The sequence below is a fragment of the Acetobacter pomorum genome (assembly GCF_002738225.1).
Lineage (GTDB): Bacteria > Pseudomonadota > Alphaproteobacteria > Acetobacterales > Acetobacteraceae > Acetobacter > Acetobacter pomorum.
The window spans coordinates 1-19710 of record NZ_PEBQ01000114.1; the positions used below are offsets into that span (position 1 = coordinate 1).

Consider the following 19710-nt stretch of genomic DNA (forward strand, 5'->3'; position numbering starts at 1 on the left):
GGATTCGAACCCGTGTTGCCGCCGTGAAAGGGCGGTGTCCTAGGCCTCTAGACGAACGGGACAAGAGGCTGATGCGGCTTCCTACGAGAAAAAGTTCTTTTGCACAAGAAGATTCTGTTGTGGCTGAGGAAATCTTTTTTATCTTTTAAAGTGTCAGCCCTCTTGCGCCTGGCGCAGAATCCTGCTTGCAGAGGTACTATGCAAGGATTGTCAAAACATACAGGCTGGTTTCCCGTTGTGTTGCGTATGCAAGGCACGCGGGTTCTTATTGTGGGTGGTGGAAACATTGCCGCCAGCAAGGCGCATCTCCTTGTATCTACGGGAGCACGGGTTGAAGTGCTCTCGGCTTCCTTGTGTTCCGAACTGGAACGTATGGTGGTTGACGGTGCTGTCCATCACGTTGCGCAGGATACATGTGTGCAAGATTTACGGCTTCGTCTTGCGGGTTGCCGTTTGGTTTATCTGGCAACCAATGACCGTGATCTTAACCGTGATATTGCGGCTGTTTGCAAAGCGCAGAATGTGCCAGTTTGCGCGGTAGATGATCCGGCAATTTCAACATTTATCACACCTGCTCTGGTAACACGAGGAAAGGTGCAGATTGCTATTTCTACTGGGGGAACTGCCCCAGTTTTGGCGCGTAGATTACGTACAATGGTGGAACGTATTTTGCCAGAAGGGCTTCATCACCTGGCGAACTTTATGTCTGCCATGCGGAATGAGCTACGCCAGCAGATACCTGATACCTCTGCGCGCAGACAATTGTGGGAGCGTTTTCTGGATGGAAAAGGCGCGCAGGCCGCTTTAGTGGGTGATATGGCAGAAGCCACGCGTAAATTACAGGAGCTACAGACCGACAATACCGTATGTGGAGAGGTCTGGTTGGTTGGTGCCGGACCGGGAAATCCTGATCTGCTGACTCTGGCGGCTTTGCGCCTTATGCAGGATGCCGATGTGGTTTTGTATGATAATCTGGTGAGCCCGGAAATTCTGAATTATGTGCGGCGAGATGCTGAACGTGTTTTTGTTGGTAAAAAACGTAATCGTCACACATTGCCTCAGGAAAATATCAATCATGAACTCATACGCCGTGCGCAGGCAGGCCAGCGGGTTTTGCGTCTGAAAGGTGGAGATCCTTTTATATTTGGCCGGGGTGGGGAAGAACTGGAAGCCTTGGCAAAAGCCAATGTGCCTTTTCGCATTGTGCCGGGTATTTCTGCTGCCAATGGGTGTGCAGCTTATGCTGGTATTCCTCTTACACATCGTGATTGTGCACAAGCTTGCCTTTTTATTACGGGGCATGCACGAGCAGATGGAACACTGATGCTGGCCTGGAACACAATTGCCCTGAAAAATCAGACAGTCGTGATTTATATGGGGCTTACAATGCTTGGTCAGCTTTGTGCGCAGCTTATTGCGCACGGTTTGCCAGAAAACTGGCCTGCTGCAGTTGTAGAAAAAGGCACTTTGCCAGAACAGAGAGTATGTGAGGGGACATTGGCAACTTTGCCAGCATTGGTGGCCGATTGGCAGATAAAAAGCCCAGCATTGGTGATTGTGGGTGAAGTTGTGCGCCATCGCGTTATCTCACCTCGGAACTGAGTTTAAGGTCAAAGGCCATCCACAGGTCATTGCCGCTTGTGGGCCTTTTATCACCAATTTTGAAAAGCGCTTCTATTGAGCGGAAAAGACAGGACAAAGCATGGAAAACGCTTCATTACCTCATAAAGACGCAGCCAAGCGTGTTGCAGATGTGGTAGCGCAACTGAAAGTGCAGTTTGGTGAACGCGTTTCTTGCAATGAATCTGTCTGTGAAGCCCATAGTCACGGAGAGGCCTTGCAAATTGCCCAGATGCCTGCGGCAGTTGTGTTTGCTGAAAGTACGGCAGATGTGTCTGAAATACTCAAGCTTTGCCATCATCATCGGGTTCCCGTCGTCGCTTTCGGAGCAGGAACATCGGTAGAAGGTCATGTAACACCACCTGAGCATGCCATCAGTCTGGATCTTTCCCGTATGATGGAGGTGCTGGAAGTTAACCCAGCCGATCTGGATTGCCGCGTGCAGGCAGGTCTTACCCGACAGGTGCTGAATGTTCAGTTGCGTGATACGGGCTTGTTTTTCCCGGTTGATCCCGGTGGAGAGGCAACCTTGGGGGGTATGTGTGCCACGCGTGCATCGGGCACAGCTGCTGTACGATATGGCACCATGAAGGAAAATGTGCTGGGGCTGACTATTGTTTTGGCCAATGGAGAAGTTATTCGTACTGGTGGGCGGGTACGCAAATCTTCTACCGGATATGATCTGACGTCTTTATTCATAGGGTCCGAGGGCACGCTAGGGATTATTACAGAAGTGCAGTTGCGGCTGCATGGTATTCCAGAACAGCTTTCAGCCGCCATTTGCCAGTTTGAAAATCTGCATGATGCTGTTAGCACGGCTATTGAGATTATCCAGATGGGCGTGCCCATTGCGCGCGTGGAGTTAATGGATGACGTGCAGATGGCCGCCAGCATCAACTATTCTGGTCTGACAGATTTGCGGCCTTTGACAACGTTGTTTTTTGAGTTTGCAGGTGCACCAGAGGCTGTGCGTGAACAGGTGAGTGTTACAGAAGACATTGCGCGTGAAAATAATGGTCTGCGTTTTATGTGGGCTGATACGGCAGATGAACGTGCCCGTCTTTGGAAGGCACGGCACAATGCATTCTGGGCAGCCAAGGCGATTGATCCGGCGGCACGTGTGATCAGTACGGATTGTATTGTGCCTATTTCACGTCTGGCGGATCTGATAGACGGAGTGCGGAAAGATATTGCTGCTTCCGGTTTGCAGGCAGCTATTCTTGGTCATGTCGGTGATGGAAATTTTCATACCCTTATCATGACAGAAGATAATGAGACCGGGCATGCACGTGCGCTTGATCTTGACCGCAAGATTGTTGCGCGTGCTTTGGCAATGGGTGGTTCATGCAGTGGTGAACATGGTGTGGGTTTGGGGAAACTGGAGTTTTTGGAAACCGAACATGGGGCAGGAGCTCTGTCTGTTATGCGGGCGTTGAAGGCCACGCTCGACCCTTTGAACATTCTTAATCCGGGTAAGTTGTTGCCAGCAGGGCCTGTGTATAAAGGATAGGGCTTGCTTGTAAGGTTTTTGTATAAACTTGACAGATACGTGGTTATTTTTGTTTATACACAACAAATCGTATTTATCTGGAATGGACCATAAATCATGTCTTCGTCCTTTTTATCCCGTAGGGTAATGCTTGCCGGAATGGGCGCGGCCATGATGGCCCCCTATACTGTTGCCCAAGCCAGTGATCAGGTTTTGCGTATTGGCATTATTGCCGGTGAAGATGAAGATGTCTGGCGTGTGGTGGCTGAAAATGCTGCCAAGGAAGGGCTGACCCTCAAGATTGTTCCTTTCTCAGATTACAATGCGCCCAATGAGGCCTTGGCCGAGCATGAACTGGATGCAAATGCGTTCCAGCATGGACCTTTTCTGGAGGCGCAGAACAAAGCCAAGAACTTCCATATTGTTCCTGTAGGGAACACTTATTTGTCGCCTATCGGTTTGTATTCTCGACGCTGGAAGTCTGTTGCAGAATTGCCGAACAAGGCGGTTATAGGTGTGCCAAATGATCCCACAAATGAGGGGCGTGCTCTTTTGCTATTGCAAAAGCTGGGGCTGATCAAAGTGGCAGAAGATGCCGGTTTAGTGCCTACCGCATTGGATATTACTGAAAACCCACGCCAAATTTCTGTAAAGGAAATGGATGCAGGTATGGTCGGGCGTGCATTACCGGATATGGATGCCGCTGTGGTGAATACAGATTGGGCCAACAAAGCAGGTATAGATCTGCAAAAAGAGCGGATTGCGCAGGAATCTCCACAAAATAATCCATATGTCTGTTTTATTGCGGTGAATGAGGCAGATAAAAATGCTCCGTGGGTGAGCAAGTTAGTTTCGGCTTTTCAGCAAGATAATGTGAAACTGGCATTGGCACAGGCGTTTCATGGTGCAGTTGTGCCGGGTTGGTCATGAGCCTTTTACAGGTTGAGCATCTTACGCGCTCATTTGGTGGGCAACCTGCCCTCAAGGATATTTCGTTTACGGTTGAAAAAGGTGATAGTCTTGGCATCATCGGGCGTTCTGGAGCGGGAAAATCCACCCTGTTGCGGTGCCTGTGTGGGCTGGATCGTCCTCAATCTGGGCGTATCCTGTTAGAAGGTCAGGATCTGGCTGTTCTTCCAGAATCCCAAATTATTCCATTACGGCGGCGTATTGGGCTTGTGTTTCAGCATTTCAATTTGCTGACATCCCGCACTGTTGCCGCCAATATAGCCTTGCCGCTGGAAATAGCAGGCATGCCCCGTGTGCAGCGGGTGAAACGTGTAGAAGAGCTGCTTGATCTGGTAGGTCTGGCAGACCACGCCAACAAATATCCGGCCATGTTGTCTGGCGGGCAAAAGCAACGTGTAGGTATTGCCCGTGCTCTTGCTGCGCAACCGGCCCTATTATTGTGCGATGAAGCGACCTCTGCTTTGGACCCGGAAACAACAGAATCTATATTGGCTTTGTTAAACAGCATTAATCGTGAGTTAGGGCTGACAATCGTTTTTATTACGCATGAAATGGATGTTGTGCGTGCGTTGGCCAAACATGTTTTGGTGTTGGACCACGGGCGTGTAGTGGCGCGTGGCCTACCTGCGGATATATTGGAAGAAACCAATCTGCAAACAGCTCTCCCTTCCAATATAGAACATAGCCCGCAGGAAGGGAGCCATGCAGTGGTCAGGTTAACGGTGGACCAGCAACTTATTATGGCACCTTTGTTACAGAATGTGCGGAATGCATGCCAGACACAGGCATCTTTGCTGCGCGTTCTTCCTGTCGAGAGTGCAGACTGTCAGCTTATGGATGTTCTTGTGCGGGTTGAGGATGTTTCTGTCGCGACTATGAATTTTCTTCAACAGAATTGTCATGCAGCAGAAGTGGTAGGATATGTCCCGGCTCATTCTTAATCTGCTCTGGCATGCCACGGGCGAAACACTGATAATGGTGCTGGTATCCGGGTTGATTGCAGTAGTTTTTGGATTGCCATTAGCTATATTTATGGTGGTTGCAGGCAAGGACGGCTTATACCCTCTGCCAATACTGCCGCGTCTGCTTGGCGTGGTTATTGATGCCATTCGTGCCGTACCTTTTATTATTTTGCTTGTTTTGCTTATTCCATTTACGCGGTTGGTTGTGGGCAGCGCATTGGGCACCACAGCGGCTATTGTTCCACTTTCCATTGCAGCAATTCCATATTTTGCACGTATTGCAGAAGTTTCCTTGCGGGAGGTTGATCACGGACTGGTTGATGCTGTGCGGGCCATGGGTGGAACAAAATGGATGGTTATCCGCTATGTTTTGTTGCCAGAAAGCCTGCCAGCGCTGGTATCTGGCATAACGGTTACGTTGGTGACTTTGGTGGGGGCATCGGCCATGGCAGGCACTATTGGGGCTGGTGGGTTGGGTGATCTGGCTATTCGCTATGGTTATCAGCGTTTTAACACTACGGTAATGCTCGGGGTTGTGGCTGTATTGATTGTGCTGGTTATAGGCATGCAGGTTTTTGGAAACTGGCTTTCACGCACATTACGTCATTCTAAACGTGTTTAGATTTTTAAAGTAAGATTTTTTGTATTTCTATTTTTCAATATTTTGAGAATAGGCTTCTCTTTTGAACTCAAAAGAGAAGCCATTGTAAATTAAGCGCCTACAAGTTCTGCATCTGCGGCAGACCCAAAGAATTCATAGTGAATTTGCTTTTCTGGAACACCAGCTTCTGTAAGAGCTTTGATCATGTCACGCATAAAACTATCGGGGCCACAGATATTATAGTCTGCTGTAATGTCTATGTGTGGCTTCAGCCATTCCGCAGTAATTCTGCCTTCGTGCAGATGGACATTTGAGTTGGAACGATTTGTGGGAATGGGAGAGTGGCTATAGAAAATATCAGCCGTAAGAGCGTTTTTTTCAGCCAGAGCATAAATGTAATCGGTAAATGCTTCATCCTGCGCTGTATGCACGCCGTGGATATAATGGATCGTGCGTTTGGTGCCATCTTTGAGAAAGGCACCAAGAGTTGAGATAAAAGGTGTTTGTCCCACACCAGCACAGAGCAGAACAACCTTGCTGTTTTTTTCCAGCCCGGGCGTAAAATCTCCAGAGGGTGCGGAAACTTCCAGAACCTGTCCTTCCTGCACAGTATCATGCAGCCATTGGGAGACAACGCCACTCTCTGCCCGGCGAACGCTAATGCGATAATGATCTGCTCCTGGTTCGGAAGAAATACTGTAATTACGGCGTTGCGAACCATGTTCAGGAACATCAAGCTTGAAGCTGAGATATTGTCCGGCTTCGTGCTTCATGATGGGTTTGGTGTCAACGGGCACCAGTTCGAAGGATGTAATGGTGTCACTTTCACGTATTTTACGACGGACCGTGAATGGGCGCCATCCTACCCATCCACCGGGAGCGGCTGCATGAGCTTCGTAAATCTGTTCTTCACGGCCAATCAGAATTTCTGCCAAGAACCAGTAAGCTTTGCCCCATGCTTCCAGAATTTCAGGCGTTGCGGCATCTCCCAATACATGAGCAATCGCGCCCAGAAGCGCATCCGCTACATATGGATAGTGCTTGGGAAGAATGTTGAGGCCAACATGCTTTTCAGCAATGCGTTCAACCAGGGCTCCTAATGCGCCAAGATTATCTATGTTGCGTGCATAAGCCAGCACAGCCAAAGCCAAGGCTTTGGGTTGTTCACCATCTTTTTGGTGAGACATATTAAAAAGATCACGAATGTCCGGGTTGGATAACAACCGTTTGTACATTTCCCGCGTAATATCCAACCCATGAGCTTCTAGGGCAGGAACACAGGCTTTTACAATTGAGATTGTTTTTTCATCAAGCGGGGAAGACATGGAAGGCGCTCCGTAAAAATGTATTTCAAACGCATCTTATCTTTCCACATAAAGGTGTCAATATAATACATCTTTACGTAGAGAGATGGCAGCATTGATCTTGGTGTTAGATAAATAGAGCCGGGATAGGCTGTTATGTTAGCCAAATATTAATATTTAGCAGATTAAAGAAAGGAATGTTTTGTGATTTTGCATTTATGGAATCTGCAATTACTTATAAGTTACATATAAAATATCTTATCAGGTTATTAAGTATGTAATAACCTGCCTTTTTATGCAGGGCGTGAGTGTGGCCGCCGTTAAACATTGGCTATGTTACACAAACCACGATACCTTTGGAGCAATGGATACAAAGAACAATGGCTGAGCAGGATGACGTTATTTCACCCGGGATAGATCTTGGGCAAAGAATCAAGATCTTGCGTAAATCTGCCGGACTTACACAACAGCAGGTTGCAGACGCGCTGGGAGTTTCAAGGCCAGCTATCGCTTTTTGGGAGACGGGACGAGAAGGAAGTGCCAGAAAACATATTCCCAAATTGGCAGCTCTTTTTAATGTTGATCCGGAAATCTTTCTGACAGGATATGTTCAGGAAGATATTGAACTGGTGATTACCCCGGATGAGCATGACGTTATTCGGCTTTACAGAATGCTTGATCCCTCTCGCAAAGTGTCTGCCCAGAAATGGTTGGAACGACAGGCACGGATGGCTCGGCAGTCGGATTGATTCTACCTACCGATTTATCCTTGTTGTTTAGGAATCGTCCTTTCAGTGTTTACGTAAATTTCCTTCCGTAAACACTGAAAGGATGATCAAGATATCTCCCATCTACTTAAAATTGCCTTAGGGCTAGAGCCGCAGCAGAAGCAACATCATGTCTCAAGGCTATGATGTTGCCTTTTCCATTGGGATGCACTCGATTTGTTAAAATTAAAACAAAACTCTCTGTTTGCGGCACCAGCCAGAGGGATGTGCCCGTAAAACCAGTGTGACCAAATGACGCTGCGGGAAAGTAATCTCCGCGTGGGGTAGAATAATGGGTGGCAATATCCCACCCAAGACCACGCTGGTCGACCTTGCCAGCGGGTTGCTGCGGGGTGGACATCATAATCAGTGTTTCTGTTTTGAGTGGAAAATCTGAAGAATGACCAGCACGCTTGCGAAGAAGAGCTGTGGCATAATGGATCATATCATCCGCGCAGGAGAATAATCCTGCATGACCAGCCACTCCCCCCATGCGTCGGGTTGTAGGATCATGAACAACACCGCGCAGAAGCACGTTATTTTCATCATACTGAGTAGGCGCGATAGTGCTGTAAAGTGCAGGCGTAGGTGTGAAGAAAGTTCTTTGTAATTTGAGTGGGTTAAGAATATTGCGCGTTGCATAGTCCTGTAACGTAAGGCCAGAGAGCTTTTCTACAATAAGGCCAAGCAGGATGAAGTTAATATCGCTGTAAACAAATTGTTCTCCTGCAGGATGAATAGGGGCGCAGGAAAGCGCCATCTGTATGGCTGTATTTCGGCCAGTCCAAGGTGTTGAAAGATCCAGATCTGGGGGCAGGCCAGAATAGTGGGTAAGAAGTTGGCGGACGGTAATATTCTGTTTGCCTTGCCCAGTAAATGCCGGAAGGTAATGACAAACAGGTATATCCAGTTGCGCTAATCCATGCTCATAAAGCTGCATGATGGCAGGCGCTGTAATAAGCACTTTTGTAAGAGATGCCATATCAAACAGCGTATCCCATGTCATGGCTTCCGGGTGTGGTACAAGTGCACGTTGGCCAAACACACCTTTCCAAACCACTTGGCCTTTATGCCCGATGGCCGCAACGGCACCTGGCGTTTTACCTGCTTTGATGGCTTCCTGAAAAATCTGCTCAACCTGTGCAAAACGGTTTTGAGTATCAGATGCCATGCTTTTTTTTGTAGTTAAATAAAACAGGCTTGTTGCACCCAAGAGCAAATTACGGCGCTGACACGACGAAGCCAACATATAATTCCACCTTACAATGACAGAGCTATGAGAAAATATGATTGTTTAAGGAATGACAAATCGAAAGGTTATATTAAATCGGGTTGCTCCCGTTCTGATATGTGAGCCCGATCGGATGGGTTTTACGCCATGAAAGCGTAAGCGATCTGGGCCGCCCCATACCAGAGCATCACCATCTTTTAGCAGGATAGGGCGGGTAGGGTCTGTTCTTTTAAGCCCACCCCATAAAAAGATTGCTTCCAGACCAAATGAAAGAGAAACCACAGGTTGATCTATGCATCCTTCATCACGGTCTTGGTGAAGCCCCATACGGGCACCGGGGCTGTAGGCGTTAATGAGACAGGTATTAGGGTGGAATTCTGCAAAGCCAGCTTTCTGGGCGGCTTTACGTGCCAGGTTTTTAAAAATGGCTGGCATCTTTGGCCAAGGCAGTCCGGTAGAAGGGTTAACCTTGGTATAGCTGTAACCATGACTGGAACTGACCCACCCGAATGTGCCGCAGCACGTCATGGCAACAGACATCTGGCCACCTCTCGGTGTAGACATTTTTCTAAAAGGTGCCTGTTGTGTAATGTGATCAATAGCCAGCATGCAGGTTTTGGCATCCTGCAAGGCAAAGCCCGGCAATAATACAGCTCCACTATCCAGTTGCACATGGTCTGGCCGGGTATCTGGCAAAAGAAAATCCATTTGCACGGAGGTCATCTCTTTCATAATGCAAACTTTGTGTGGAAAATGTTTGCGATGATATGTGCTCTCTGGCACAGCATGCAAAAGAGTATAGCAATACCTATGTTTGAAACAGAAGGAGCAGATATCCGGCAATGTCGCTTTCTGGTCGGGATATGATGTTTATTGGCGGCATTCCGGCTGTTATCAGCTTTAATGCCAGCAGCCGTATGTTTCGTGGCGTTTTTGTTGGGCTGAACGCGGAAGTGGATTTTCTGGCACGCTCACCTATGGAGCTGCAACCACAGGGCGAGGCAGCTTTAAGTATATTTTTGGAAACATGTCGCCAACAAAATCGCTCTCCGCTTCTGGCACGTCAGGTTGGACAGGAAGGGTATTTGCTGGAAGATATTTATGCGGAACTGGAAGAGCCTGCGCGCCAAAAGGGTATAGATTTATATCAGCTCATACGCGTGCAAACGCAGGAATTTCAGAAAACAGAAAAACGGAAAAAGCATTCAGCCGTTTTTCTGAATTTTTAGAGAGACAGTGCTGGGGAACAGGGAAAGGAAGGTTACACTCAACCTTCCTTTTTAATTTTGGGGTTATTATGCCGTTGTATTGGCCGGAACACTCTGTCTGGCAGGTGTAACGACGGATACAAGTACAACAACGGCAATATTGAGCATCAAAGAAAGAAGGCCTGTAGACACATTGCCAGAAAGAATTCCTAGATGAATGGGATGAACAGGTTTCAGGCCATCCATCCAGCAAATGCCAACACCAAAAACGGTGCCTACGCTCCAGCCCGTTAACATGGCAGCCGTAGAAAAGCGCACACGCAACAGGCCCAAAATAAGAGCTGGGAATGTTTGTAAAATAAACACCCCTCCCAGTAGCTGAAAATCAATGGCAAACTGTGCGTTCAAAAACAATACGCATACCAGTGCGCCAATTTTAACTACAAAAGCTGTAATACGGCTGGTGCGTACCGGATTGGCCTGTGCAGGCAGCAAGTTGTTGGTAACCAAGTTTGCTGCACCAATTGCCATAACCGCAGCTGGCACAAGTGCCCCCACAGCAATGGCCGCAAGGCAGAAACCGGCAAACCATGCCGGAAAAACGCTTTGGAACAACAGTGGCACCACCATAGAGGTGTTGGTGGTATGAATACCAGCTGCATGTGCCATAAAGCCCAGCATGGCTATAAGCCCCAGTACAATAGTGTATGCCGGCAAGAAAACAGCATTCTGTTTAATGGTATCTGCAGAACGAGATGCCAGAATACCAGTGAGCGTATGTGGATATAAAAAAGCAGCCAATGCTGAAGAAAGCGCAAGGGTGGCATAGGGCAGGCCTTGCCCGGTTTTAAGCACGGTATCTGCATGTGCTGCAGTGGCAAACAAGGCACTGTATCCGCCCGTATGCAAAGGAATAACCGTTACCGCTACCAGTACGGCAATATAGATCATGATATCTTTGATAAAGGCTGTAAGAGCTGGCGCGTGCAGTCCCCCCAGCCACGTATAGGCGGCAAGGGAAATAAAAGCGATGATGAGAGGCAGATCTCCCGGCAACCCCAAAGCCTGCACCACTGTACGGATACCAATAAGCTGTAGGGCAATATAAGGCATAACGGCAACCAGCCCAGTTAAAGCCACTACCACTTCCAGCGCTCTGCTATTAAAGCGTGCTTTTACAATATCTGCTGCTGTAGCGTGTCCGCCAGCCCGTGCAATTTTCCACAACTTGGGCATAACAAGAAAAATAAAGGGATAAACAATAATGGTATAGGGCAGTGCAAAAAAACCATAAGCTCCTGCTGCATATACTAATGCAGGCACGGCAATAACAGTATAAGCCGTGTAAAAATCTCCCCCTACTAGAAACCATGTGACCCACGGCCCGAATTCTCGCCCACCAAGAGACCATTCTTCATGACTGTTGGTGTCACGTTTGGCTCGGAACAGGCCGCGTATCCATTGGATGGAACTGCCAACAACAATGGTGGCTGCAAAAAAGAAAACAAAAACGCCAAGCGCCCAAGGGTTTATGGTGCTCATGTGTTTTGCCCCTTTTTCCACACAATCCAGATAAGGGCAGACGTTACGGGCACCCATGCAAACTGGTACCAGTAAAAAAATGGAAAACCCCATAAAACAGGATCTTGCCTGTTATACAGGGGTGTCCAGAGCAATCCCAGAAACGGCAGGATGAGAAGAAGGTTCAGATATTTCATTACAGAAAACCCGGTCATTTTGTTTTTTTTGTTCGTGACCGGACAAAGCATGGCAATAAAGATTACCGCATGTCAATTATTCTGTAGGGCTTTTGTGTTTGAGAAAACAGGTTGTGACTTTTCCACTACAAACAGGTTTACTGCCTGTAGTGGGGGGAAATAAAGGCCCTATGTTTTAGCGGGTGGCACTGTGCTTTTTATTTTGCAAAACTTGGTTTAGCTTATCACCATATTGCCGATAGCTGCCTTCTGGCACGCAGCCCATTTCTTCCAGATCAGCCAGATCAGCACCATGGTTGATCCACATATTGACTTCACGCGAATCAATAGAGGCTGGAATTTCGCGCGGCTCGTAAACAATAGGTGCGTTTTCACCTTCCGTTGCGCCAAAAAGCATAAAGCTGTCGGGTTCTGGTGTTTTGCTAGAACTTAGGCTGATTTCACCGCACACAACCTGCTTTTTTTCTGCATTGGCATGCGTTGTTATGCCGCGAAAAAATGGATGTGTATCCGGGAAGCGTTTTGTAAGTGTCTTGAGTGTGTTCTTAACAAAAGGGGAGGCTTTTTTATCGCTGCCATCGGTAACAGTTTGCGCATTCGCAGAACAGGCTAGTCCCGACGAGCCCAGAGCGGCAAGCAACAGACTGAATGCCAAAAAGCGTTTCATGGTTTTGAGTCTTTCCTGTTCAATAGAACGTATCAGACAATATTATACTGCAAATTTCTGTTTAAAACAGCTTTTGCCTTCCATGGCGTTATGTTGCCGCAGCTTAGTCGTCCACCCTTTTGCGGAACAGGAACGCCCGTAGTGGAAGGTAATGATAAAGGCAGCCCATACAGACTTCTGATAGCCAGAAAACCAAAGCATTCGGCTTCCAGCGCATCTCCATTCCATCCAAGGTCTTCTGCCAGAAATACTTGGTGGGGCAGGCGTTGGGCAAGCGCTTCCATAATGGCAGGGTTATGCCGCCCTCCACCACATACAAACCATGCTTGAGGTTGCTCTGGCAAAGGTGTGTGCGCAATGGTTTCTGCCGTAAAGGCCACCAGTGTGGCTGCCCCATCTGCCGGGGAGAGTGTGGCAATGTCTTGTAAGGCCGTATGGAAGCTCAGCCTATCGAGAGATTTGGGAGCTGGTTTGCTAAAAAATGGATGGGCCAGCAAGTGCTGCAAAATAGGTTCACAAACCTTGCCACTACGGGCAAGCTGGCCATCTTTATCGTAGGGAATGCCTGTATGGCGAAAAGTCCAGTCATCCAGTAACGCGTTACCGGGACCCGTATCGCAGGCCAGAATATCACCTTCTGAAGTAAGAAGAGTGAGGTTGGCTACCCCCCCAATATTCAGGATGGCAACGGGTCGTGGTTGATCGTGCAGAAGTGCTGCATGATATAAAGGGGCCAATGGCGCGCCTTCTCCACCAGCTTGTACATCTGCGGTGCGGAAATCATGAATAACGGGCGTATCCGTAGCGAAAGACAAGGCAATGGCATCGCCAATCTGCCATGTGCGGCTGTGTTGATGCAGAATGGTCTGACCATGAAAGCCAATAAGATCAACAGGCATATCTGGTGCCATTTGGCGCAGTTTCTGAACAGCAATGGCATGAACTTCTGTTAGATCACGTTCTGCAGCCAGTAATGCAGCATCGGAAGGGCTGAGGAGAGGGGCTGCATCCAGTATGTGGCGTAAGCGTGTCCGCAACTCTGGTGTATAAGGCACGGTCAGGGCTGGGCCATGGTGGATAATACGCGTGCCATCAGTTTGTATCAGAGCAGCATCTACACCATCCAGCGATGTGCCACTCATCAGCCCAATGGCGGTAAGGGGAGGGAAAGCAGACATTATGTTAGTGCGCTGTACCAACATCCAGGCCAGTACGCACTTGGCCGGTGAGCACGTTCCATAACAGAATACGGTCTTGCCCGTGTTCTGTAACATGTAGGGCCAATACGTTGTCTTGCACCCGTGTTACGCTGAGCAATTGCACCCCTGTAGGCAACGTAGCATGCGCAAGCGGCATGTTGGGGGAGGGTATAGTGTCAGAAAGCGCAACAGGTGGAAGGCTGGGCTGCGTAGGTTTGCTACTCATGCGATGAATAAGCACGCCTGCCAATGCAACAACGCCAACCACAATAAGCACACCCATGCCGATAACAGCCACAAGTAAGGCTTTGGGTGTTTTGTAATCCTGTGGTTCTTCCATTTTAAAGAGCGGCGCCTTCTGCAATATGGCGTTTCATGTTTTGCACAACGGCTGCTAATCCATCAAAAATAGCCTGCCCGATCAGGAAGTGCCCAATGTTGAGTTCACGTAATTCTGGCAGGCTAGCTATGGGGCCAACATTTTCAAATGTCAGGCCATGGCCAGCGTGGACTTCCAGCCCCAATGCAGCGGCCTGTGTGGCTGCAGCACGCAGGCGTTCCAGTTCTCCCGCTTTCCCTTCCGCGTAAGCCCCAGTGTGGAGTTCCACAACCTGTGCGCCTGTTTTGGCAGCAGCTTCTATCTGCGCGGGAGAAGGGTCTATAAACAATGAAACACGAATACCTGCTTGCGCAAGTTTTTGTACTTGGGGTGTAAGTGTTTCCAACTGGCCCGCTACGTTCAGGCCGCCTTCTGTGGTCAGTTCTTCGCGCCGTTCGGGCACAAGGCAACAGGCATGGGGGCGTAGGTTAAGGGCTATGCCAACCATTTCCTCCGTGGTAGCCATTTCCATATTAAGGGGGGCTGCAATTTCTGTGCGCAGGCGTTCCAGATCTCTATCACGGATATGGCGTCTATCTTCACGCAGATGGGCGGTAATACCATCTGCACCTGCTTGAACAGCTAACAAGGCGGCAGCTACCGGGTCAGGATATGTGCCACCGCGTGCATTGCGAATGGTCGCGACATGATCAATGTTGACACCAAGCCGGATAGCTGAGGTCATGCTGCGTTCCTTCTGTTTTGCGCAATTTGTGCCGCCAATCGAATAGCAGCAACAAGGCTGCTTGCATCTGCCTTGTTCTGCCCTGCAATGTCAAAGGCTGTTCCGTGATCAGGCGATGTACGGGTAATTGGCAGGCCCAATGTGACATTCACACCTTCTGCCATATCCAAGGTTTTTAACGGGATCAGGCCCTGGTCATGATACATGCACAAGGCCACATCATAACGGCTGCGTGCCGTAGGTGTGAACATGGTATCTGGCGGCATGGGGCCAGTTATATGGAGCCCTTCACCCTGTAAAATTTGAATGGCCGGGATAATGAATTGCTGTTCTTCATGTCCCATCAGGCCATTTTCACCCGCATGCGGGTTTAGCCCGGCTACAGCAATATGCGGGTGTTTCAGACCAAAATCACGCTTTAGCCCAGAGGCGACTGTGCGTGCCGTTTTCATAATCAGTTCGGCATTGAGCTGTTTCAGCGCATCACGGAGGGAAACATGCACTGTAACAGGCACCACTTTGAGGGATGGCCCCGCCAGCATCATAACTTCCTGTCCGGGCACATGGCAGAGTTCTGCCAGATAACTGGTATGGCCCGGATGTTTAAACCCTGCACCTTGAATAACTTCTTTGCTGATAGGGTTGGTAATAATGGCTGAAGCTTCACCATTCTGGGCCAGTTCTACAGCCAGACGGATACTTTCAATAACACTTGCAGCGTTCTGGCGGTCTGGTTCTCCGGGATAAGCTGGGGTTTTCAGACGGAGGGAAAGCACCGGAATGGCATGGGGGAAAATATCTGCACCCTGTTCCAAATAACGCACAATTTGCACAGGGGCATGTTGTTCCAGAAGGGTTGGGTCCCCTACAAAAACAAAAGAAGGACCACTTTCACGTAAAATACGCCATGCCTTGACCGTAATTTCAGGCGCAATGCCCGCAGGGTCACCTTGTGTAAGAGCAAGCATGGCTTTTCCCTTCAATGTAGGAAAGGATGAGATGTAAGGGAGAAGAGAGAACGCCTAGAAACGGTCAGGCGTAAAGTTGCTCAGGAACTGATACAGCACATTGGGCGCAAAACCATATTCCACCGCCATTAAGGCATCAGGCTTAAGGGCACCATACCAAGCAGGATCAAACTGATCTGACAGTGCAATGGAATTGGGCAATGTAACTGGGGAATGTAGCAGACTCATGAAAGGCGTAAGGCTATTTGTATCTAGGTCAGACGGTTTGTTTTTCAAATAGACATCCGGATCAAAAAACAGATGGCCAGACCGTTTTTCTGTATCGCCATGACGTAGGAAATGATCATAGCCGTTTACAAATTTACCAGATTGCTGCGTCTGTCCGGCGATATCTGGGTAACGTTTGAGGTAATAACGCTCGGAAAATAAATAATGAGGGGAAAAATGTTTGTATCCCCCATTGCAGTAATGCTCAAAGCCAGAAGTGCAAGTACCATTTGCAATGGCTTCTGCTGCCTCGGAACAATTCATCCGGTACCATTCCTCATTGAAATATCTATTGGGAGAATGGCCAGAAGGCGCGCCTTCCGTTTTGTACCAGTGTTCAAGTTCTCGATCAGAAAAAGATGTCAGAGCATCCATGATGGTGCCGTATTCTGTGCGGTACCAAGCAGCATCAAATGGATACCACAAAGCTTCGGATGCTCTATTTGCCATCGTCTGTCATCTTTCATTTTGGAAATGGTAGAAACCAGGGCACTGTTGAGACAGGTTTTAACCTACAGCCCGGCGGTTGCGCCACAGTGCGGCAAAATCAATCTGTTGTATGATTGCGGGCAGGAAGCCGGCTTCCCGGCATAGCGTGGCCAGCATATTGCGGGCGGCAGGGTAAAGAAGCCGCGGCGCATCAATAAGAAGCAAGGTTTCAAAGGTTTCGGCCGTGGCATGCTGCAACGTAAAAATACCCGCATATGTCAGATTGACATCAAATAAAGGGGTAATTGCTTCTTCTTCATGCTGGGCAGGAAGATGGCCCTGACAGCGTAAAATAAGTTCAACTTCAAAGTTGGGTTGGTTTTCACCCATTTGGTGGGCACGCACATCCACGGAAATACCTAAATGCGGGCGTTCTGTTACGCGCGTATAAACAGCAGGTGCCCCAAGAACCTGAAATTCAACAGACTTGACATATTGGATGCCCATTAAAACGGAGGGAGCTGGTGTTGTTTGGGACGCGCCGCCAAGTGAATCTGCAGTCTCGGTATTCATGATGGATATCTGACCCTCAAGAGTAATGTCACAAACAGAAATGGCTCATTGTTACAAAAAAAATGAGCAAAGCAATACAATCTGCCCAAGCCTTACCAGATTTATACAGTTGCGGCGAGAGCAAACAGAATAAACTTCCTTTCTATTGTAGATATGATGAAGGTATAAAAATGTGTGAAATATTTTATCATAAAGGCAGTGGTTGATGTTATTCCGTCGCTTGTTCTTTGCGTGTGATACGGCTACGACTTGATGCCATGATCAGGCTGATAATTGTTGTCCCATTCCTGCTGGCTCTTGTGGTGTTCAGTGCCAGTAATCAGGATCCGCTCGATATGTGGTTGCTGACATATAGCTGGAAATCTTCAGCTGGTGTGCTGGCGCTATTGGTGGCTGCTGTTGCCTTTTTGCTGGGTGCTTTTTGTTTGTGGACAGCAGAGTTCAAGCAACGTCGGCGTGCGCGTAAGGCTGAACAACATGTAAAAGAGCTGGAAGATCAGCTTGCGCAAGTGCAGGCCATGTCCAGCCAGACGGTAGCACCAGTTTCCACACTGGCAGCGCCCGCGTCTGTTTCTTCCACAAATGGAGCTGAACCTCATGTCTGATAAAGCAAGACAGACAGGCCTGATTGTCGCACTGGATACCCAAGATCCGATACAGGCCAAGGCATGGGCACATGCTGTGGAAGGTGCCGCAGGTGTTATCAAGCTTGGTATGGAATTTGCGTATGCTGCCGGGTTTCAGGCAGTTGCAGATGTAGCCAAAAATCAGCCACTGTTTTTGGATCTAAAACTGCATGATATTCCAAATACTGTAGGGGCTGCTGTAAAAGCGCTTTCTCACTTGCGTCCACGTATGTTGACACTTCATGCTGTTGGGGGCGCAGAAATGATGAAAGCGGCGCGTAAGGCGTGTGATGAAGCCTTTCCAGAAGGGGAGCGTCCATTGCTGCTGGCAGTCACTGTGCTGACCAGTATGGATGATCGGGCCTTGGCGGAGGTGGGTGTGCCAGATGATACATGCACACAGGTTTTGCGTTTGGCACATCTGGCAATGAAGTCTGGAATGGATGGGTTGATCTGTTCAGCTCACGAACTCAAAGCTCTACGTGAAGCGCTGGGGGATAAGCCAGTGCTGGTAACCCCAGGTATCCGCCCGGCAGGTGCTGCCAAAGGGGATCAGAAACGTGTGATGACACCTGCTGAAGCACGTAATGCTGGAGCGGACTGGATTGTGGTCGGGCGGCCTATAACGCAGGCTGCAGACCCTGCTGCTGCTGCTGCTGCCATTGTGGCAGAACTGACAATATAATCTGCTGCGTATAGGTGTAATGCAATTATGAAGCGCACGCGAACAGGCGTAAAAATCTGCGGCATTACAGAAGAAGCCGGACTTGATGCCTGTATAGAATATGGTGCCGACTGGATTGGTTTTGTTTTTTTTGAACGCTCCCCTCGTTATGTTAGTGCATCGCGGGCTGCAGTTTTGGGCAAGCGTGTAACAAATAATATTAAAAAAGTGGGATTATTTGTAAATCCTGATGATACTACGTTGAAGCAGGTTTTAGATCAGGTTGAGTTGGATATATTGCAGGTTTATACAACGCCTGATCGCGCTTTGCAGATACAAAATCAATTTGGACGGCCTGTCTGGGTATCCATTCCTGTTGCGGGAAAGGGTGATTTACCCTCACAATGTCCGGTGCAACGGATTTTGATTGAACCTAAGCCACCAGTGGATGCGTTGCATCCAGGAGGCAATGCGCAGCAATTAAACTGGAATTTGTTGCAGGGCTGGAAGCCTACTTATCCGTGGATGTTAGCTGGCGGTCTGAATCCGGAAAATGTGGGGCAGGCTGTTGCAATAACTGGGGTTCCAGCAGTGGATGTTTCCTCTGGCGTTGAAAGTGCTCCTGGTATCAAGAATCCTAGAGCCATTGCGCGTTTTATCCATAATGCTCGCGCGCCAGTGATTGTTTAGGATAAAAAGCTCTCTTTTTTCTGCTTTAGCTCTTGTCTGTTCCGAAAATTTTGCTATTACCTCTTTCGCGCCGGAGAGATGGCCGAGTGGCTTAAGGCGCACGCTTGGAAAGCGTGTGTACGTTAATAGCGTACCGAGGGTTCGAATCCCTCTCTCTCCGCCATAATGTGATTTCCCTTAATAAATTAGCCAATTCAATAAACCTATTAATTGTAGCGTTATATTGTGCAGCTATATGCACAACATATTTCACTACGCTTGCAATCAACCGTGGAGCGTGTGGCTTCATTTTTAACCACGATCATATTCAGCTGTAAGCTAAAGCCCGCATTCAACATCTTCAGATTTATACAAAACTTTGAAATACGAAAAAATCATATCGACTTCGTATCAAAATTCTGATCATATTCTTTGTGTAGATTTTCTTTGAACGACATCAACAGGGTGTTCAATGTTGATGAAAATTATCGCGGATGGGTGAGAAGAGCAGAATGCTAAAATTTACAGGCTTCCAGACGCTTGATTCCGACTTCTTACGAAGAGAGCAGAATGTTTTCTTTCTGTTCGTATCGAATATCTAGAGTGGGAAGAGACACATGCAACAGACATCCGAGTCTGAAAAAGACCGATATGTATTGCGGGCTGGAGGAGCGGTTGGAGCTGGCGCGCTTGTAGCGGTTTTGCTTTTGCATGG

Annotated in this window: 22 protein-coding genes and 1 tRNA gene; 11 read left to right on the top strand and 12 right to left on the bottom strand. The window is 48.4% G+C overall.

Going from position 1 to position 19710, the window contains the following annotated elements; all coding sequences use genetic code 11:
• The first annotated feature begins 198 nt into the window (after nt 1–198).
• The 5 genes from cysG (at nt 199) to CSR02_RS08620 (ending at nt 5662) form a co-directional block, all read left to right on the top strand.
• On the top strand, nt 199–1602 hold the full coding sequence (gene cysG, locus CSR02_RS08600; RefSeq protein WP_099541313.1) for a siroheme synthase CysG: 1404 nt from the start codon (nt 199–201) through the stop codon (nt 1600–1602).
• A 100-nt stretch (nt 1603–1702) separates the two neighbouring features.
• Complete coding sequence (locus CSR02_RS08605; RefSeq protein ID WP_099541314.1) at nt 1703–3130, top strand: FAD-binding oxidoreductase; 1428 nt, start codon at nt 1703–1705, stop codon at nt 3128–3130.
• A gap of 96 nt (nt 3131–3226) precedes the next feature.
• Complete coding sequence (locus CSR02_RS08610; RefSeq protein ID WP_099541316.1) at nt 3227–4039, top strand: MetQ/NlpA family ABC transporter substrate-binding protein; 813 nt, start codon at nt 3227–3229, stop codon at nt 4037–4039.
• Complete coding sequence (locus CSR02_RS08615; RefSeq protein WP_099541317.1) at nt 4036–5019, top strand: methionine ABC transporter ATP-binding protein; 984 nt, start codon at nt 4036–4038, stop codon at nt 5017–5019. The genes CSR02_RS08610 and CSR02_RS08615 overlap by 4 nt, the downstream gene beginning before the upstream one ends.
• Nucleotides 5000–5662: a methionine ABC transporter permease gene (locus tag CSR02_RS08620; protein WP_099541319.1), complete on the top strand. Its 663-nt coding sequence runs from the start codon at nt 5000–5002 to the stop codon at nt 5660–5662. Before CSR02_RS08615 ends, CSR02_RS08620 begins: the two co-directional genes overlap by 20 nt.
• 89 nt (nt 5663–5751) lie before the next feature.
• Here CSR02_RS08620 and hmpA read toward each other — a convergent pair whose 3' ends face one another.
• Nucleotides 5752–6966, bottom strand: coding sequence for an NO-inducible flavohemoprotein (gene hmpA, locus CSR02_RS08625; RefSeq protein WP_099541320.1), 1215 nt, complete (start codon nt 6964–6966; stop codon nt 5752–5754).
• A gap of 359 nt (nt 6967–7325) precedes the next feature.
• On the opposite strand from hmpA, the gene CSR02_RS08630 reads away from it, so the two are divergent.
• Entirely contained in the window at nt 7326–7694 is a 369-nt protein-coding gene (locus CSR02_RS08630; protein WP_042788197.1) for a helix-turn-helix domain-containing protein, read from the top strand.
• Nucleotides 7695–7800: 106 nt separating this feature from the next.
• On the opposite strand, the gene CSR02_RS08635 is transcribed toward CSR02_RS08630, so the two are convergent.
• Nucleotides 7801–8961, bottom strand: a complete 1161-nt coding sequence (locus CSR02_RS08635; RefSeq protein ID WP_099541322.1) for a serine hydrolase domain-containing protein — start codon at nt 8959–8961, stop codon at nt 7801–7803.
• A 45-nt stretch (nt 8962–9006) separates the two neighbouring features.
• Nucleotides 9007–9675 carry a DNA oxidative demethylase AlkB gene (gene alkB, locus CSR02_RS08640; RefSeq protein WP_099541324.1) on the bottom strand — a complete coding sequence of 223 codons (669 nt, stop codon included), beginning with the start codon at nt 9673–9675 and terminating at the stop codon, nt 9007–9009.
• 110 nt (nt 9676–9785) lie between these two features.
• Between alkB and CSR02_RS08645 the strand changes: the two genes are divergently transcribed.
• Nucleotides 9786–10172, top strand: coding sequence for a hypothetical protein (locus tag CSR02_RS08645; RefSeq protein ID WP_042788192.1), 387 nt, complete (start codon nt 9786–9788; stop codon nt 10170–10172).
• Nucleotides 10173–10238: 66 nt separating this feature from the next.
• Here the strand turns inward: CSR02_RS08645 and CSR02_RS08650 are convergent, their stop codons facing one another.
• The 9 genes from CSR02_RS08650 to CSR02_RS08690 form a co-directional block, all read right to left on the bottom strand.
• A complete protein-coding gene (locus CSR02_RS08650; RefSeq protein WP_042788191.1) occupies nt 10239–11693 on the bottom strand; it encodes a sodium:solute symporter family protein in 1455 nt (484 codons plus the stop codon).
• Nucleotides 11690–11887: a DUF3311 domain-containing protein gene (locus CSR02_RS08655; RefSeq protein ID WP_095045903.1), complete on the bottom strand. Its 198-nt coding sequence runs from the start codon at nt 11885–11887 to the stop codon at nt 11690–11692. Before CSR02_RS08655 ends, CSR02_RS08650 begins: the two co-directional genes overlap by 4 nt.
• A gap of 157 nt (nt 11888–12044) precedes the next feature.
• Nucleotides 12045–12536 (bottom strand): hypothetical protein, encoded by a 492-nt coding sequence (locus CSR02_RS08660; RefSeq protein ID WP_042788190.1) that lies wholly within the window; start codon nt 12534–12536, stop codon nt 12045–12047.
• A gap of 32 nt (nt 12537–12568) precedes the next feature.
• Nucleotides 12569–13714 carry an anhydro-N-acetylmuramic acid kinase gene (locus CSR02_RS08665; protein ID WP_099541325.1) on the bottom strand — a complete coding sequence of 382 codons (1146 nt, stop codon included), beginning with the start codon at nt 13712–13714 and terminating at the stop codon, nt 12569–12571.
• A 4-nt stretch (nt 13715–13718) separates the two neighbouring features.
• Nucleotides 13719–14075: a DUF6476 family protein gene (locus CSR02_RS08670; RefSeq protein WP_099541327.1), complete on the bottom strand. Its 357-nt coding sequence runs from the start codon at nt 14073–14075 to the stop codon at nt 13719–13721.
• Between the two features lies 1 nt (nt 14076).
• Nucleotides 14077–14799, bottom strand: coding sequence for a pyridoxine 5'-phosphate synthase (locus CSR02_RS08675; protein WP_099541328.1), 723 nt, complete (start codon nt 14797–14799; stop codon nt 14077–14079).
• Nucleotides 14796–15767: a 4-hydroxythreonine-4-phosphate dehydrogenase PdxA gene (gene pdxA / locus CSR02_RS08680; protein WP_099541329.1), complete on the bottom strand. Its 972-nt coding sequence runs from the start codon at nt 15765–15767 to the stop codon at nt 14796–14798. The genes CSR02_RS08675 and pdxA overlap by 4 nt, the downstream gene beginning before the upstream one ends.
• A 54-nt stretch (nt 15768–15821) precedes the next feature.
• Nucleotides 15822–16484 (bottom strand): glycosyl transferase, encoded by a 663-nt coding sequence (locus CSR02_RS08685; protein ID WP_099541330.1) that lies wholly within the window; start codon nt 16482–16484, stop codon nt 15822–15824.
• Between the two features lie 57 nt (nt 16485–16541).
• On the bottom strand, nt 16542–17036 hold the full coding sequence (locus tag CSR02_RS08690; protein ID WP_042788184.1) for a protein-export chaperone SecB: 495 nt from the start codon (nt 17034–17036) through the stop codon (nt 16542–16544).
• Nucleotides 17037–17293: 257 nt separating this feature from the next.
• Between CSR02_RS08690 and CSR02_RS08695 the strand changes: the two genes are divergently transcribed.
• The 4 genes from CSR02_RS08695 (at nt 17294) to CSR02_RS08710 (ending at nt 19179) form a co-directional block, all read left to right on the top strand.
• Nucleotides 17294–17641 carry a lipopolysaccharide assembly protein LapA domain-containing protein gene (locus CSR02_RS08695; protein WP_099541332.1) on the top strand — a complete coding sequence of 116 codons (348 nt, stop codon included), beginning with the start codon at nt 17294–17296 and terminating at the stop codon, nt 17639–17641.
• Complete coding sequence (pyrF, locus tag CSR02_RS08700) at nt 17634–18347, top strand: orotidine-5'-phosphate decarboxylase (protein ID WP_099541334.1); 714 nt, start codon at nt 17634–17636, stop codon at nt 18345–18347. Before CSR02_RS08695 ends, pyrF begins: the two co-directional genes overlap by 8 nt.
• Before the next feature lie 27 nt (nt 18348–18374).
• Nucleotides 18375–19016: a phosphoribosylanthranilate isomerase gene (locus CSR02_RS08705; RefSeq protein ID WP_099541335.1), complete on the top strand. Its 642-nt coding sequence runs from the start codon at nt 18375–18377 to the stop codon at nt 19014–19016.
• A 72-nt stretch (nt 19017–19088) separates the two neighbouring features.
• Nucleotides 19089–19179: transfer RNA gene (locus CSR02_RS08710), tRNA-Ser, on the top strand.
• Nucleotides 19180–19710: the final 531 nt, after the last annotated feature.

Coding starts and splice junctions, on each gene's coding strand:
- CSR02_RS08610 (WP_099541316.1), top strand. CDS start 3,227: ATGTCTTCGTCCTTTTTATCCCGTAGGGTAATGCTTGCCGGAATGGGC.
- CSR02_RS08690 (WP_042788184.1), bottom strand. CDS start 17,036: ATGAATACCGAGACTGCAGATTCACTTGGCGGCGCGTCCCAAACAACA.
- CSR02_RS08645 (WP_042788192.1), top strand. CDS start 9,786: ATGTCGCTTTCTGGTCGGGATATGATGTTTATTGGCGGCATTCCGGCT.
- CSR02_RS08635 (WP_099541322.1), bottom strand. CDS start 8,961: ATGTTGGCTTCGTCGTGTCAGCGCCGTAATTTGCTCTTGGGTGCAACA.
- CSR02_RS08650 (WP_042788191.1), bottom strand. CDS start 11,693: ATGAGCACCATAAACCCTTGGGCGCTTGGCGTTTTTGTTTTCTTTTTT.
- hmpA (WP_099541320.1), bottom strand. CDS start 6,966: ATGTCTTCCCCGCTTGATGAAAAAACAATCTCAATTGTAAAAGCCTGT.
- CSR02_RS08705 (WP_099541335.1), top strand. CDS start 18,375: ATGAAGCGCACGCGAACAGGCGTAAAAATCTGCGGCATTACAGAAGAA.
- CSR02_RS08675 (WP_099541328.1), bottom strand. CDS start 14,799: ATGACCTCAGCTATCCGGCTTGGTGTCAACATTGATCATGTCGCGACC.
- CSR02_RS08655 (WP_095045903.1), bottom strand. CDS start 11,887: ATGACCGGGTTTTCTGTAATGAAATATCTGAACCTTCTTCTCATCCTG.
- alkB (WP_099541324.1), bottom strand. CDS start 9,675: ATGAAAGAGATGACCTCCGTGCAAATGGATTTTCTTTTGCCAGATACC.
- CSR02_RS08670 (WP_099541327.1), bottom strand. CDS start 14,075: ATGGAAGAACCACAGGATTACAAAACACCCAAAGCCTTACTTGTGGCT.
- CSR02_RS08605 (WP_099541314.1), top strand. CDS start 1,703: ATGGAAAACGCTTCATTACCTCATAAAGACGCAGCCAAGCGTGTTGCA.
- cysG (WP_099541313.1), top strand. CDS start 199: ATGCAAGGATTGTCAAAACATACAGGCTGGTTTCCCGTTGTGTTGCGT.
- CSR02_RS08620 (WP_099541319.1), top strand. CDS start 5,000: ATGTCCCGGCTCATTCTTAATCTGCTCTGGCATGCCACGGGCGAAACA.
- CSR02_RS08630 (WP_042788197.1), top strand. CDS start 7,326: ATGGCTGAGCAGGATGACGTTATTTCACCCGGGATAGATCTTGGGCAA.
- pdxA (WP_099541329.1), bottom strand. CDS start 15,767: ATGCTTGCTCTTACACAAGGTGACCCTGCGGGCATTGCGCCTGAAATT.
- CSR02_RS08660 (WP_042788190.1), bottom strand. CDS start 12,536: ATGAAACGCTTTTTGGCATTCAGTCTGTTGCTTGCCGCTCTGGGCTCG.
- CSR02_RS08615 (WP_099541317.1), top strand. CDS start 4,036: ATGAGCCTTTTACAGGTTGAGCATCTTACGCGCTCATTTGGTGGGCAA.
- CSR02_RS08685 (WP_099541330.1), bottom strand. CDS start 16,484: ATGGCAAATAGAGCATCCGAAGCTTTGTGGTATCCATTTGATGCTGCT.
- pyrF (WP_099541334.1), top strand. CDS start 17,634: ATGTCTGATAAAGCAAGACAGACAGGCCTGATTGTCGCACTGGATACC.
- CSR02_RS08695 (WP_099541332.1), top strand. CDS start 17,294: ATGATCAGGCTGATAATTGTTGTCCCATTCCTGCTGGCTCTTGTGGTG.
- CSR02_RS08665 (WP_099541325.1), bottom strand. CDS start 13,714: ATGTCTGCTTTCCCTCCCCTTACCGCCATTGGGCTGATGAGTGGCACA.